This window comes from Edaphosphingomonas laterariae (assembly GCF_900188165.1).
GTDB classification, from domain to species: domain Bacteria; phylum Pseudomonadota; class Alphaproteobacteria; order Sphingomonadales; family Sphingomonadaceae; genus Sphingomonas_E; species Sphingomonas_E laterariae.
In genome coordinates this window covers 144,190-158,860 of record NZ_FZOS01000009.1, presented here as the reverse complement: position 1 = coordinate 158,860, position 14,671 = coordinate 144,190, and the positions used below count along the sequence as shown (strand labels likewise).

The following is a 14,671-nucleotide window of genomic DNA, read 5'->3' as shown; positions in this document are numbered from 1 at the left end:
CCCGTTACGACAAGCTCGCCGCCAACTTCCTCGGCTTCGTCAAACTCGCCAGCATCATGCTCTGGATCAAATAATTAAATCGTCACTACAGCCTAAAGCGATTTCAAGTCGGGTGACATTATCCGGCGGCACGGAAATCGCGGTATATCAACAAAATAGAGCGGCGGATCCGGTGCAAGCAGATCGGAAACCGCTCTACGTTGCGTCACAGCGCGGCGTAGTCGATCGGCGCGTTCAGGTCGATCACGCCCGAATGGTCGGCCAGCGGATATTTCAGGCCGGTCGCGCAGTTGAACAGCAAGGCGCGATCATCGGCGCCCACGTCGCCGGCGGCCAGCGCCTTGGCATAGGCCGCCAGCGTTGCGCCGCCTTCCGGGCAGAGCAGCACGCCATCCTCCCGACCGACGCGCACGACCGCCTCGGCAATGGCATCGTCCTCCACCGCGATCGCCTTGCCGCCGCTCGCCCGCACCGCGTCGAGGATCAGGAAATCGCCTACCGCCTTGGGCACGCGGATGCCCGATGCGATGGTGTGGGCATTGTCCCAGCGTTCCGCATGGCGTTCCCCGGCTTCGAATGCGCGCACCATCGGCGCGCAGCCGGCGGCCTGCACCGCGAACATCTTGGGCCGCTTCGATCCGATGAAGCCCAGCGCCTCCAGCTCGTCGAACGCCTTCCACATGCCGATCAGGCCGGTGCCGCCGCCGGTGGGGTAGAAGATCGCGTCGGGCAGTTCCCAGCCCAGCTGTTCGGCCAGCTCCAGCCCCATCGTCTTCTTGCCCTCGATGCGATAGGGCTCCTTCAGGGTCGACAGGTCGAACCAGCCATTCACCTTGGCGCCTTCGCCGACGATCGCCCCGCACTGGTCGATCAGGCCGTTGACGCGATAGACGCGCGCGCCCTGCGCGGCGATCTCGCGCACATTGATCTCGGGCGTGTCGTCGGGGCAGAAAATCACCGATTCCATGCCCGCGCGCGTCGCATAGGCCGCCGCCGCCGCGCCGGCATTGCCGTTGGTCGGCATGGCGATTGTGCGGATGCCCAGTTCCTTCGCCATCGAAATCGCCATCACCAGCCCGCGCGCCTTGAACGATCCGGTCGGCAGCCGGCCTTCGTCCTTGACCAGCAACTGGGTGGCGCCCAGCCGCTTCGCGGTCGCCGGCAGGTCGAAAATCGGCGTCTCCTGCTCGCCCAGGCTCACCACATTCTCACTGCGCCGCACCGGCAGCAGCTCGCGCCACCGCCACAGGTCGCGCGGCCGATCACGCAACGCCGCCTTGGTCAGCGCCTGGCGCACGCCATCCAGATCGTAACGCACCAGCAACGGCCGGCCGGCATTCGACAGGCCATGGACGCGATCCGCTTCATAACGCGTGCCGGTCAGCGAACATTCGAGATGGGTGACGAAGGTGGGGCGCTCGGGGAAGGTGGGGAAGGTCATGGCATAAGTGTCCGATCGAGATAATCGCGCAAATCCATGGTTGGCTTGTTCGTGGTGGAGCCAAAGCGGGTACGTGGGTGACGATTGTCCGGCCGGAACATGGTTTGGGTCTCCACGTTGGTGCCTTGGTTTTGTAGTGCTTTGGCGAAGCTTGTCGCCGCGCTCAGGCGGCCTACCGCCGAGTCGACCGATAGCAGATAAAAGCTCGGTGCATTGATGCCTTCGACATGGGCTTTCGCCTCCACGACGTATTCGCTGTCGTCGGTCAGGTCCGGATCGACCAGCGCAACGCCCTTCAGTGCGTGGAATGCCAATACCCCGTCGCCGATGGCCGGGTCGGTGCCGATCAACGCTGCGATCCATGCAGCGCCGCCACTGGCCATGATCGCGATCGCGTTGGGCCGAATATCCTTCTGAAACTCTGATCCTTGCAGCATCGCAATGCCCCGGGCGACATCCTTGGCCGCCTCACGTGGGCCCACCTCGTCCGGATCGCGATAATCGATGCAGGCAACGGCATAACCATGACGCGACAGCATGTCGGGCATCCAGTCGTCGAGCACGCACCCGCGGCCGACCATGGCAATCAAGGGGGCCGGTCCGCGCTTGCTGGCGCGAATCAAGCTGAGCAATTGCCATTTATCGGGGCCGTAGCGTTTGGTTACCCCCTGGCGTCTGGGTGGGTAGAGTTCGTCAAATTCTAGCGCTTGAGCCGACAGGCTGGAGGCCGGCATCAATACGGCTGCGAACATCAGCAAGGCACGTGTCACGAACCGCATCGGTCTGTTCCCCCGGATGCCTGCTAAACCTGTCGCGAAATTGCTGAGGATCCTAGCTGTTTTCTGGTGCTTTGCTGGGCAGTTCGTCAATAGGTTCACCGCCCGCCATAGCGCAGCCCGATCCAGATCGTGCGCGGCGTCGCGCGTTCCACGATGTCGGCGCCGGAAATCCCGGCTTCGACCCGCGTATCGGCCAGATTCTCGGCGCGTGCCTCGATCGCGAAGCCGGCGGCGACGGGCAGGCTGAAACTGGCGTCGAAGGTTGTCGCATCGTCCAGCCGGCGCAGATTCTGGTCGTCTTCATATTGGCCGGAAAGATGGCGGGCGGTCAGCGATGCGGCGGCGCCGTTCGCCGGCAGCCAGGCCAGTGTCGCGCTTGCCTGATGGCGGGGCGTCTGCGCGGGGCGCAGACCGTCGAGCGCGGCCGCCGCCCCCGTCCCGCGCACTTCGGCGTCGATCAGCGTATAGGATGCCGCAAGCTGCCACGGCCCATGGCGCGCGGCGGCCTCCAGTTCGATGCCCTGCGAACGCACCGCATCCAGATTTTGCCGCTGGCGATAGGCACCACCCGCCGCGACGAAGCCGACGCCGGGGAACAGCCCCGGCCCGTTGCCCAGCGTCACGTTGGCGATGGCGTTGTCGAGCCGGTTGTAGAAGGCCGTCGCCGACAGGCGGAAGCCGGGCAGCGGGCGATAGTCGAAACCGGCGTCCACGCCCTTCAGCCGTTCGGGCTTGAGCAGCGCATTGGCGGCGGTGGCGTCGGTGCCGGCGCGGAACGGGCGGTAAAGCTCGTTCAGGCTGGGCAGGCGCCAGCCGAGATAAGCGGCGCTGCGCAGCGTCACCGCCTGCGCCGGCTTGAACGCGATGCCGCCGCGCGCGGTCGGCTCCCAGCCCGAACGGTCGGCAAAGGCGTCGTCGGTCAGCGTTGCACCCGTGGCGATGGTCTTTTCGAACAGATGGCCATTCTCGATCCGCCAGCGGTCGATCCGTCCGCCCGCGGTCAGCGTCCAGGCATGGTCGGGCGTGAAGCTCGCTTCGGCAAAGCCGCCCAGCGTGCGCGTGCGTCCACCCGCCTGGCGCAGCCGCGTCGGCGCGCCGGCGACAAAGCTATAGCGTTCGCGGGTTTCGCCGGTGGCCTGCCGCGCATCGGCGCCGATCCGCAATTCGATCCCTTCGCCGATCGGCGGGCGGATTTCGAAACGCGCGCCAAGGCCGGTGGCGGGCACGGCATATTGGTCCAGCGTCGGGTTCACCTCGGTCCGCGCAGCGTTGACGCTGGCGAAGCCGCTCGAAAATTCGCGCAGCTGCGCCCATGCGCTCGCTTCCCAGCCCCAGCGGCCACGCCCCACCAGCCGCACGCTGGCATCGGCGCCAATATTGCGGTTGGGGGTGAAATCCACGCCCCGGTCGCGCCGGTCGAGGAGGCCGAGCAGGCTTGCCTGAAACTCGGTGTCGGCGCCGATCGCGAAGGCGCTGCGGGCCGACAGGCTCGCCTGCTCGTAAAAGGCCGGGCGGTCGACCGGGCCGCGATCCTCCTTCACCACCGGGGTAAAGCCGTCGCCGCGCGCATAATTGCCCGACAGCGTGGCATAGCCACCGGCAAAGGCACCGCTCAGCCCGGCATCGGCGGCCAGGCTGTCGCGGCTGCCATAAGCCACGCCGCCCCACAAAGGCGCCAGTTGGTCTGGCCCCGCGCTCATCAGCTCGATCGTGCCCGCCAGCGCGCCCGGCCCGGCGACGCCGCTGCCGCCGCCGCGCGTCACCCGCACCAGACCCAGCCTCTCGGGCTGATAGGCGGACCAGGGCAGCCAGCCGCCGAACGGATCGGTCTGCGGCACCCCGTCGAGCAGGATGAGCGCGCGGGCCGAGGCATTGCCGCCCAGCCCGCGCAGCGTGGCGCCCTGCGTCGTCGGGTGCGCCGATCGCGAATCCGAACGGCGGAACTGCTGGAAACCGGCCACGTCGCGCAGCACGTCCTCCAGCCGCCCGCTCGCCGATCGGGTCAGCCGATCGCGATCGATCAGGCTGACGTCATAAGCGGCGAGGCCCGCCGGCTCGGTCAGCCCCGCGCCGGTGACGATGATGTCGCCGGGATCGGCATAAGCCACGGAAGGCAGGAAGAAAGCGGTCAGGATCAGATGGCGCATGGCGCGCCTCTATACGGCATCAGCCGGCCGGCGCCACCGCATCAGGATGGGCGGCGGCAAAGGCCGGCAGCGCGGTCAGCGCCGCGTCGATCCGCACCAGATGGGGAAAGTCGTCCAGCGCGACTTCGAAACGGCGGGCATTATACATCTGCGGAACCAGGCAGATATCGGCGATTCCGGGGCTCTTGCCGCCCAGATAAGGGCCGCTTTCCGCCGCCGCCATGGTTTCGAGCGAGGCGAAGCCTTCGCGGATCCAGTGGCGATACCAGTCGTCGCGCGCGGGCTCGGCCACGTCCAGTTCACGCTTCAGATAATTCAGCACGCGCAGATTGTTGATCGGGTGGATGTCGCAGGCGATCATCAGCGCCATGGCGAGCTGGCGGCTGCGCGCGACCGGATCGGGCGATACGAAACGCGGCTCGGGCACGCGCGCGTCGAGATAGTCGATGATCGCCAGACTCTGGGTCAGCTTCAGCCCGTCCATCTCCAGCATCGGCACGAAGCCCTGGGGGTTGAGCGCGCGATAGGCCGGCGCGCTCTGTTCCGCCGCGCGCAGGTCCACGCTCACGCTGTCATAAGCGATGCCCTTGAGGTTGAGCGCGATGCGCACGCGATAGCAGGCCGACGACCGGAAATAATCGTGCAGGCGCACCGCTTCAGATGCCGGCATACCATTCATAATCGCCCCGATCCTCCCAATAGCCGCCTTTGCCGCCGCCGATCGCGGCCAGACTCGCAACCGCCTCGATCCGCTCGACATATTTGGCGTGCTTGTAGCCGAGCTGGCGTTCCACGCGAAGCCGCAGCGGCGCGCCATTGGCGATCGGCAGCGGCTGGCCATTCAGCGCCCAGGCCAGGATCGTCTGGGGGTGGAGCGCATCCACCATGTCGATGCTCTCATAATAGCGCACCGGCCCCATATCGTCGGCGCAGTGGAACACGATATAGCGCGCGCGGGGCGAGGCGCCGGCGCCGTCGAGCAGAAGCTTCAGCGGCACGCCGGTCCATTTGCCGATCGCGCTCCACCCTTCGACGCAATCATGGCGGGTGATCTGGGTGCGCGCGGGCAGCGACCGGATCTGCGCCATCGACAGCGCCAGTGGCCGCGCGACCAGCCCGTCGATGCGCAATCGCCAGTCGGCGAAGCCGGCGGCCGCGTGCGCGGCATAAGCGGGCGATCCGGGGTGGCGCGTGCCGTTCGATCGGAACACCGGCGACAGATCGGCCTCGTCGAATTCGCGGGCCAGCGCGCTGCGGTTGGAGATCAGGCGCTGGGCGGCCATGGTCAGCCCCTCGGCCGCGCGCAGGCCATCGCGAAAGCCCTCGCTATAGGTCAGCCGGTCGCAACCGGTGACGAGCGGGGCGGCGGCCAGCGATCCGATCAGGCGGCGGCGGCTCCACATCAGGCGCGCTCCGCCGGCAGGCGATAACGGCCGGTGATCATCGAGCGGATCTCGTTGATCGGCCCGGCGATCACCACCATCGCCAGATGGACAAGGATGAAGCCCAGCAACGCCGTCGCGCAGAGGAAATGGATCGACCGGGCGGACTGGCGGCCGCCGAGCAGATCGACGATCCACGGCCAGCCCGCGTCCACGCCCGGCGCCATGCCCAGCCCACTCAGCACCATCAGCGGCAGCAGGCCGAAAATGACGGCAAGATAGCTCAACTTCTGCAGGATGTTGTAGCGGGCTGCCGCCTCGCCACCGGGCAGCCGGCCCCGCGCATGATCCTTGATGTCCCGCCAGATATGGCGGGGTGCGAGTTCGCCGCGCGACGGCGCCAGATCGCGCTGGATATGGCGGTTGATCAGGCTGGCGACGCCGTAAAGCGCGCCGCCGATCACCAGCACCCAGGCAAAGGCCAGGTGCCAGCGCCGGGCGCCCGCCAGGCTGTAATCGGTCGGGATCGTCGCCCAGCCGGGGAAGGCGCGGGTCTGGACGACGCCATGGCGGTCGGTCCAGCGGCCGAGCACGCCGGTGGTCGGCAAGGTCAGAGCGCCGACCTTCAGAATCCCTTCCGTGGGTGTCGCGCCGATCTCCAGCCAGGCCGGATCGGCGTTGGCGCCCGCATGCCCCCAGTAAAGACGGGGATGGGCGTTGAAGATCATCAGCCCGCTCATCAGCATCACGATCACGGTCAATGCGTTCAGCCAGTGCCAGGCACGAGTCGAAAGCCGGTGACGGAACACCGTTCGCCCGGCTGTCGACTTCGTTGCGTCTGCCGCCATCTGTCTGCTCCCGTGAAAATCTCTTTCCTATTTACGCCGCGTCAGGGCCGAAAGTTACGTGGTTGATGGCCCGATTGCGATTTTCGCTTCGTGCGGGCGCTGGACGAACGTGCCGCCGCCGCTTAGCGCGGAAGCCAAAGAGTGAATCAGCGGGAGAGGAACGACCATGGATTTCACCCTCAGCGAACGCCAGACCTATTGGCGCGATCGGGTCCGCGATTTCGTCGAGACGCATGTCCGCCCGCGCGATCCCGAATATCACGAACAGCTCGAAACCGGCGAACGCTGGAAGGTTCTGCCGGTGATCGAGGAGGCCAAGCTCAAGGCCAAGGAAGCCGGGCTGTGGAATCTGTTCATGCCGCCGCATTCGGGGCAGTCGCATGTCGACGACAGCTTCGAATTCGAAGGGCCGGGGCTCACCAATCTCGAATATGCGCTCTGCGCGGAGGAGATGGGCCGCGTCTATTGGGCGTCCGAAGCGATGAACTGCTCGGCGCCCGATACCGGAAATATGGAGGTGCTCCACCGCTATGGCACCCGCGCGCAGAAGGATCGCTGGCTCAAGCCGCTGATGCAGGGCGAAATCCGCTCGGCCTTTTTGATGACGGAGCCGGGCGTGGCCTCATCCGACGCCACCAATATCGAGACACGGATCGAACGCGACGGCGATCATTATGTCGTCAACGGCCGTAAATGGTGGTCGAGCGGGGTGGGCGATCCGCGCTGCAAGATCAACATCGTGATGGGCAAGACCGACCCGGGCGCCGCGCGCCATGCCCAGCAGTCGATGATCCTCGTGCCGATGGACGCGCCGGGGATCGATGTCGTCCGCATGCTGCCGGTCTTCGGTTATGACGATGCGCCGCACGGCCATGCCGAAGTGATCCTCAACAATGTCCGCGTGCCGGCCGAAAACATGTTGCTCGGCGAAGGTCGCGGGTTCGAAATCGCGCAGGGCCGGCTCGGGCCGGGTCGCATCCACCATTGCATGCGCACCATCGGCGTGGCCGAGGAAACGATCGGCAAGATGGCGCGGCGGCTGATGAGCCGTGTCGCCTTCGGCAAGACGATCGCCGAACAGTCGATCTGGGAACAGCGCATCGCCGAGGCGCGGATCGATATCGAAATGACGCGCCTGCTCTGCCTGAAGGCGGCGGACATGATGGACAAGGCCGGCAACAAGGCGGCGCAGGCCGAAATCGCGATGATCAAGGTCGCCGGTCCGCGCATGGCGCTCAAGGTGATCGACGATGCCATCCAGGCGCATGGCGGCGGTGGCGTCACCTCCGATTTCGGGCTGGCCCGCGATTATGCGACGATCCGTACGCTCCGCCTCGCCGATGGGCCGGACGAGGTCCACAACCGCGCGATCGCCCGGCTCGAATTCGGCAAATATCGCGCCTGACATTTCCGCGCCGCCGCCGTCCCGGCACGCGGCCGGGAATGCGGCGGTGCCTGGGTGGCCGCACCGTCGCGGCCGGCACGACGATAAGGGGAGGAAAATTGATGTCCCTGTTCGATCTTACCGGAAAAGTCGGCGTCATCACGGGCTCGTCGCGGGGCATCGGCCGCGCGATCGCCGAAGCCATGGCCGATCAGGGGGCCAGGGTCGTCATTTCCAGCCGCAAGCAGGATGCCTGCGATGCGGTGGCCGCCGAAATCAACGCCCGGCACCCGGGGGCCGCGATCGCCATCGCCGCCAGCATCTCGTCGAAGGACGCGCTTCAGGCGCTGGTCGATGAAAGCCGCGCGGCGCTCGGCCGGATCGACGTGCTGGTCTGCAACGCCGCGTCCAACCCTTATTATGGCCCGATGGACGGGATCAGCGACGAACAGTTCCGCAAGATCTTCGACAATAATGTCCTCGCCAACCATTGGCTGATCTCGATGGTCGCGCCGGAAATGCGGGCGCGCAAATCGGGCTCGATCATCATCGTCTCGTCGATCGGCGGCTTGACGTCATCGACGACGATCGGCGCCTACAACGTCTCCAAGGCGGCCGATTTCCAGCTTGCCCGCAATCTTGCGGCGGAATTCGGCGGGGATAATGTTCGCGTCAACTGCATCGCGCCGGGCCTCGTCCGCACCGATTTCGCCCGCGCGCTCTGGGAAAATCCCGAAACGCTGAAGGCGGTGACGCGCGGCACGCCGCTCGCCCGCATCGGCGAACCGCACGAAATCGCCGGCGCCGCCGTCTATCTCGCGTCCGATGCCTCCAGCTTCATGACCGGGCAGGCGATGGTCGTCGATGGCGGCTCCACCATCGGCGTCGGCCTGTGAACGCGCAGCCCGTGGCCGGCCCGCCGGCTGGCCGGCTCGCCGGGCGGGTCGCGGTCGTCACTGGGGCAGGGGGCGGCATCGGCCGCGCCACCTGCCGGCTGTTCGCCCGCGAAGGCGCGACGGTGGTCGCCGCCGATCTGGGCGACAGCGTCACCGAAACCGTCGAACTGATCCGCGATGAAGGCGGCCGCGCCGATCCGCTCCGGCTCGATGCTGGGCGCGAGGCGGATGTCGCGAAGCTTGTCGGCTATGCCGTCGACACGCATGGCCGGATCGACGTGATGTTCGCCAATGCCGGCATTTCGGGCGGGCTCAAAAGCCTGTTCGAACAGGATGAGGGCGATTGGGCGGAAATCCTCCGCATCAACCTCACCGGCCCATTCCTGGCGATCAAGCATGCCGCGCGCCACATGGCTGATCGCCGGCAGGGCTCGATCATCTGCACCGCCAGCGTCGCCGGGCTGCGTTCCGGAGCGGGCGGGCCGGCTTATTCGGCGTCGAAGGCGGGCGTCGTCAATCTCGTCCGCGTCGCCGCGCAGCAGCTTTCGACCAGCAATGTCCGCGTCAACGCGATCTGCCCCGGCCTGATCGAAACCGGCATGACCGAAATGATCTACACCCGCGCGCGCCAGGCCGGCCGGGCCGACATGATCGGCCATCTCAACCCGCTGCGCCGGGGTGGCGAGCCGGATGAGATCGCGCAGGCCGCCTTGTTCCTCGCCTCCGATGAATCGAGCTACGTCAACGGCCACGCGCTCGTCGTCGATGGCGGGCTCTCCACCTCGCACCCCTTCAACCGTCAGGATTTCGGCAAGACCGCGATCTGATTGCCTTTCAGGAGATTGTAGATGAGCGTCATCACCACCCATCGCGACGGCGACGTGCTGGTCGTCGTGTCGAACAACCCGCCGGTCAACGCGCTCGGCTTTGCGGTGCGCGACGGGCTGGCCAAGGCGCTCGACGAAGCCGCCGCCGATCCGGCGGTCAAGGCGGTGGTCATCCGCTGCGACGGCCGCACCTTCTTTGCAGGCGCCGACATCACCGAATTTGGCGGGCCGATGAAGGATCCGCAGCTTCCCGAACTGCTCGAACGGCTCGAAGCGCTCGACAAGCCGGTCGTCGCCGCGATTCACGGCACCGCGCTCGGCGGTGGCCTCGAAACCGCGCTCGCCTGCCATTATCGCATCGCCGTGCCCTCGGCGAAGCTCGGCCTGCCCGAAGTCAAGCTCGGCATCCTGCCCGGCGCCGGGGGCACCCAGCGCCTGCCGCGCGTCGTCGGCGTTGCCGCGGCGCTCGAAATGATCGTCGGCGGCGCACCGATCGGCGCGAAGAAGGCCTCCGACATCGGCCTGCTCGATCGGCTGGCGGGTGAAGACAGCCTCGCCGCCGAAGCAGTCGCCTTCGCCCGCGACATCGCCGAAAAGCGCCCGCTGCCGCGCACCAGCGAAAAGCAGGCCGTGGCCGAACCGGGCGTGTTCGATGCCTTCCGCGCCGCCAATGCCCGCAAGATGAAGGGCTTCGAAGCGCCGGAAGCCTGCATCCAGGCGATCCAGGCCGCCGCCGAACTGCCCTTCGCGCAAGGCCTGGAGGTCGAACGCAAGCTGATCCGCCAGCTCATGGCGTCGGATCAGTCCAAGGCGCAGCGCCACATCTTCTTCGCCGAGCGCGCCGCCGCCAAGATCGACGGGCTCGCCCCCGGCACGCCGCTCATCCCGGTCAAGTCGGTCGGCATCATCGGCGCGGGCACGATGGGCGGCGGCATCGCGATGAACTTCCTGTCGATCGGCATCCCCGTCACCATCCTCGAAATGCAGCAGGAGGCGCTCGATCGCGGCGTCGCGACGATCGGCCGCAACTATGCCGGCAACGTCAAGAGCGGCCGGATGACCGAGGATCAGGCGAAGCAGGCGACAGGCCTGCTCAAGCCCACGCTCGATTATGCCGATCTCGGCCAGGTCGATCTGGTGATCGAGGCGGTGTTCGAGAATATGGACGTGAAGAAAGAGGTCTTCACCCGGCTCGACAAGATCGCCAAGCCCGGCGCGATCCTCGCCACCAACACCTCCTATCTCGATGTCGACGAGATCGCGGCGGTCACCTCGCGGCCGGAATCGGTTGTCGGCCTCCATTTCTTCTCGCCCGCCAATGTGATGAAGCTGCTGGAAGTGGTGCGCGGCGCGAAGACGTCGGACAGCGTGCTCGCCACCGCCATGGCGCTCGCCAAGCAGATCCGGAAGATCGCGGTGGTCGCCGGCGTCTGCCACGGCTTCATCGGCAACCGCATGCTCAAGCCCCGACAGGATCAGGCCGGCCAGCTCATCCTCGAAGGCGCCAAGCCCGCCGACGTCGATCGCGTCTTCCTCGATTTCGGTTTCCCGATGGGGCCGTTCCAGCTCGCCGATCTCGCCGGGCTTGATATCGGCTGGCATCGCGATCCCACCCGGCGCGAAAGCGTGCGCGACGCGCTCTGCGCCGAAGGTCGGCTCGGCCAGAAAACCGGCGGCGGCTTCTATGATTATGACGAGAAGCGCAACCGCACGCCATCGCCGGTGGCCGAAAGGATCATCGCCGAATTCGCCGCTGCCAAGGGCATTGCCCAGCGCGCCATTTCGGACGAGGAGATCCGCGAACGCTGCCTCTACACTATGGTCAACGAAGGCGCGAAGATCCTGGAAGAAGGCAAGGCTCAGCGCGCGTCCGACATCGATGTCGTCTGGGTGTTCGGCTATGGCTGGCCGGTCTATCGCGGCGGCCCGATGTTCTGGGCCGATCTCGTCGGCGCGCGCACGATCGTCGACGGGCTGAAGCGCCAGCAGGATCGGCTTGGCCCCGATTTCACTCTCTCGCCGCTGCTCGTCGCCAAGGCCGAAAAGGGCGAGACGTTCAACTGATCCAGATTCGGCCTGCCATCCGGGTTTACCCCGATGGCAGGTCCGGCCATCGGCTGTGAGACTGGTTCCCGACGTTCCATGCCGTCGGAGATTCAGCCGTGACCAACACCATCCTGCCTTATCCGCAGACCGACACCCATTTTTCCGGCCGGATCGGACGAACCTACACCGATTCGGAAGCCGTTATTCCCGGCGTGCCCCGCGCACCCGATGGCGCCCCCAACATCCTGCTGGTGCTGCTCGACGATGTCGGCTTCGGCCATGCCAGCACCTTTGGCGGGCCGGTCAACACGCCGACGCTCGAAAAGCTGGCGGGCGAAGGCCTGCGCTACAACCGCTTCCACACCACGGCGCTCTGTTCGCCCACGCGCGCGGCGATCCTGTCGGGGCGCAACCATCATTCGATGCACACCGGCATCATCATGGAACTGGCGACCGGCTTTCCCGGCTATGACGGGCGCTGGCCCGAAAATGCGGTCTGCGTCGCCCAGACGCTGAGGATGAACAATTACAACACCGCCGCCTTCGGCAAATGGCACAACACCCCCGATTTCGAAACCAGCCCGGCGGGCCCGTTCGATCGCTGGCCGACGGGCCACGGCTTCGAATATTTCTATGGTTTCCAGGGTGGCGAAACCAACAATTGGGATCCGCCGCTGATCGAAAACACGCTGCCGATCGAGAAACCCGAAGGGGATGACAATTATCATCTCAGCAGCGCCATGGCGGACAAGGCGATCGCCTGGATCAGCAGCCAGAAGGCCGGCGCGCCCGACAAGCCCTTCTTCTGCTACTGGGCGCCGGGCGCGGCCCACGCCCCGCATCACAGCCCCAAGGAATATGCCGATCGCTACAAGGGCAAGTTCGATCAGGGGTGGGACAAGGTGCGCGAGGAGACACTCGCGCGGCAGATCAAGCTTGGCGTCGTGCCCAAGGGCACCCAGCTTACCCCGCGCCCCGATTCCATGCCGGCATGGGATTCGTGCAGCGCCGACGAAAAGCGGCTCTACGCCCGCATGCAGGAGGTGTTCGCCGGCTTCCTCGAACATGTCGACGATCAGCTCGGCCGGCTTGTCGACGCGATCGAAACCATGGGCCTGCGCGATGACACGCTGATCATCTATGTCGTCGGCGATAACGGCCCCAGCGCGGAAGGCACGCTGACGGGCACCGTCAACAACATGAAGTCGCAGCACGGCTATCCTGACGACGTCCAGGCAATGCTCAAGATCATCGACGAGATCGGCAGCACCCAGCATGAAAACCATTATCCGGTGCCGTGGTGCTGGGCCGGTTCCTCGCCCTTCCAATGGTGCAAGCAGGTCGCCTCGCATTTCGGCGGCACGCGCAACGGCATGGTGATGAGCTGGCCGAAGCGGATCAAGGACAAGGGTGGGCTGCGCAGCCAGTTCCACCACGCGATCGATATCGTGCCAACCCTGCTCGAAGCCGCGGGGGTCACCGAACCGATCGAGGTCAACGGCGTGCCGCAAAAGCCGATCGAAGGCGTCAGCATGGCCTATAGCTGGGATGACGCGAAGGCGCCGTCGACGCGCACCACCCAATATTTCGAAATGTTCGGCAACCGGGCGCTCTACCACAATGGCTGGGTGGCCGGGGCGCGGCACGGCAAGCTGCCCTGGCAGACATCGGGTTCCGCGCCCGATTTCGACAATGACACCTGGGAACTCTACAATATCGAAGAGGATTTCAGCCAGGCGAACGACCTGGCGAAGAAAGAGCCGGCCAAACTGCGCGAGCTGCAGGATATGTTCTGGGCGGAAGCGGCCAAATATAATGTGCTCCCGCTCGACGATCGCTTCGTCGAACGCGCCGACGTGAATCTGAAGCCCAGCTACCTGCGCGGCAAGACGCAGTTCATCTTCCTGCCGGGCACCACGCGCATTCCCGAAGCCGCGTCACCCGCGACCAAGAATATCGATCACACGATCGCGGCCGAAGTGGTGATACCCAAGGATGGCGGCGACGGCGTGCTCGCCTGCTGCGGTGGGGAGGCCGGCGGCTACAGCCTCTTCATGAAGGACGGGAAGCTCTATTGGGAACATAATTGGTTCAACACCGAACGTTATCGCGTGGAATCGAAGGAGAAGATTCCCGCCGGCGATCATGTGCTATCGGTGCGGATCGAATGCGACAAGGAAGGCGAATTCGCCACCGGCGGCAAGGCCATCTTGCGCATGGGCGAAAAGGTGATCGGCGAAGGCCGCTTCGAAAAGCAGGTCGGGGCGCGTTTCACCGTCGGCGAAAGCTTCGATGTCGGGTGCGATCTGATCACCCCGGTGTCGAAACTCTATAAGAGCCCGGCAAAGTTCAACGGCACGCTGAAGCGGGTGTTGGTCGATATCAGTGACGTCAGTTTCGATGATCTCGCCCATCAGGTGAAGATCGCGATCGCCACCCAATGATTGATGGCGGGCGGGGCGGCCGGATGGCCGGCCCCGCCGTCACCCCGCGCTCAATGTGGCCACTACCCAGCGATTGCCGTCGGGGTCGCTTAGCATCGTGTAACGGCCCCAGGCCTCGGCGCTGATCGCCGTCACCACCATGCCCAGCTTCGCCAGCCGGGCATGTTCGGCGTCCACGTCCGCCACGCCCAGCATCAGGCCCTGCTGGCAGCCGGGCGGCATCGCGTCGAACCAGTTGACCAGCGTGATCGAAGCGCCGCCGCCGGGCGGCTGCAGCTGGATCCAGCGTGATTGCGGCCCCATCGGGTCGTCGCGCGGCACCGCGAAGCCCATGACGTCGGTGTAGAAGGCCTTGGCCCGGTCCTGATCGGCCACCGGGATCGATACGATCGCGATCGGCATTTTCCCCTCCCTTTCGCATGGGACTGCGATAGGCTCGCCTCATGATACCCGCGGCCTCGCGGGACAAGCGATACA

General features: G+C 66.0%; 12 protein-coding genes. 5 read left to right on the top strand and 7 right to left on the bottom strand.

Annotation, left to right across the window (positions count from 1 at the left end; translation table 11 throughout):
- Nucleotides 1–205 precede the first annotated feature (205 nt).
- The 6 genes from CHB74_RS10545 to CHB74_RS10520 form a co-directional block, all read right to left on the bottom strand.
- Nucleotides 206–1,441 (bottom strand): threonine synthase, encoded by a 1,236-nt coding sequence (locus CHB74_RS10545; protein ID WP_089219587.1) that lies wholly within the window; start codon nt 1,439–1,441, stop codon nt 206–208.
- On the bottom strand, nt 1,438–2,220 hold the full coding sequence (locus CHB74_RS10540) for an alpha/beta hydrolase family protein (protein ID WP_144033768.1): 783 nt from the start codon (nt 2,218–2,220) through the stop codon (nt 1,438–1,440). The genes CHB74_RS10545 and CHB74_RS10540 overlap by 4 nt, the downstream gene beginning before the upstream one ends.
- Nucleotides 2,221–2,315: 95 nt before the next feature.
- Nucleotides 2,316–4,367, bottom strand: a complete 2,052-nt coding sequence (locus CHB74_RS10535) for a TonB-dependent receptor (RefSeq protein ID WP_089219585.1) — start codon at nt 4,365–4,367, stop codon at nt 2,316–2,318.
- Nucleotides 4,368–4,386: 19 nt separating this feature from the next.
- On the bottom strand, nt 4,387–5,037 hold the full coding sequence (gene maiA, locus CHB74_RS10530) for a maleylacetoacetate isomerase (protein ID WP_089219584.1): 651 nt from the start codon (nt 5,035–5,037) through the stop codon (nt 4,387–4,389).
- Nucleotides 5,024–5,773: a molybdopterin-binding protein gene (locus CHB74_RS10525; RefSeq protein ID WP_089219613.1), complete on the bottom strand. Its 750-nt coding sequence runs from the start codon at nt 5,771–5,773 to the stop codon at nt 5,024–5,026. Before CHB74_RS10525 ends, maiA begins: the two co-directional genes overlap by 14 nt.
- The gene (locus tag CHB74_RS10520; RefSeq protein WP_089219583.1) at nt 5,770–6,597 is read right to left on the bottom strand and encodes a cytochrome b/b6 domain-containing protein; all 828 of its coding nucleotides are present in this window, start codon (nt 6,595–6,597) and stop codon (nt 5,770–5,772) included. The genes CHB74_RS10525 and CHB74_RS10520 overlap by 4 nt, the downstream gene beginning before the upstream one ends.
- 166 nt (nt 6,598–6,763) lie before the next feature.
- Here CHB74_RS10520 and CHB74_RS10515 point away from each other — a divergent pair, with 166 nt between their 5' ends.
- From CHB74_RS10515 to CHB74_RS10495, 5 genes are all read left to right on the top strand, one after another.
- The gene (locus CHB74_RS10515; protein ID WP_089219582.1) at nt 6,764–8,002 is read left to right on the top strand and encodes an acyl-CoA dehydrogenase family protein; all 1,239 of its coding nucleotides are present in this window, start codon (nt 6,764–6,766) and stop codon (nt 8,000–8,002) included.
- 101 nt (nt 8,003–8,103) lie between these two features.
- Nucleotides 8,104–8,877 carry an SDR family oxidoreductase gene (locus CHB74_RS10510; protein WP_089219581.1) on the top strand — a complete coding sequence of 258 codons (774 nt, stop codon included), beginning with the start codon at nt 8,104–8,106 and terminating at the stop codon, nt 8,875–8,877.
- Entirely contained in the window at nt 8,874–9,704 is an 831-nt protein-coding gene (locus CHB74_RS10505; RefSeq protein WP_245842817.1) for an SDR family NAD(P)-dependent oxidoreductase, read from the top strand. Before CHB74_RS10510 ends, CHB74_RS10505 begins: the two co-directional genes overlap by 4 nt.
- A gap of 21 nt (nt 9,705–9,725) precedes the next feature.
- On the top strand, nt 9,726–11,768 hold the full coding sequence (locus CHB74_RS10500; protein WP_089219580.1) for a 3-hydroxyacyl-CoA dehydrogenase NAD-binding domain-containing protein: 2,043 nt from the start codon (nt 9,726–9,728) through the stop codon (nt 11,766–11,768).
- 98 nt (nt 11,769–11,866) lie between these two features.
- Nucleotides 11,867–14,194, top strand: coding sequence for an arylsulfatase (locus CHB74_RS10495; RefSeq protein WP_218821418.1), 2,328 nt, complete (start codon nt 11,867–11,869; stop codon nt 14,192–14,194).
- 39 nt (nt 14,195–14,233) lie between these two features.
- Here CHB74_RS10495 and CHB74_RS10490 read toward each other — a convergent pair whose 3' ends face one another.
- Nucleotides 14,234–14,596: a VOC family protein gene (locus CHB74_RS10490; protein ID WP_089219579.1), complete on the bottom strand. Its 363-nt coding sequence runs from the start codon at nt 14,594–14,596 to the stop codon at nt 14,234–14,236.
- Between the last annotated feature and the right edge of the window lie 75 nt (nt 14,597–14,671).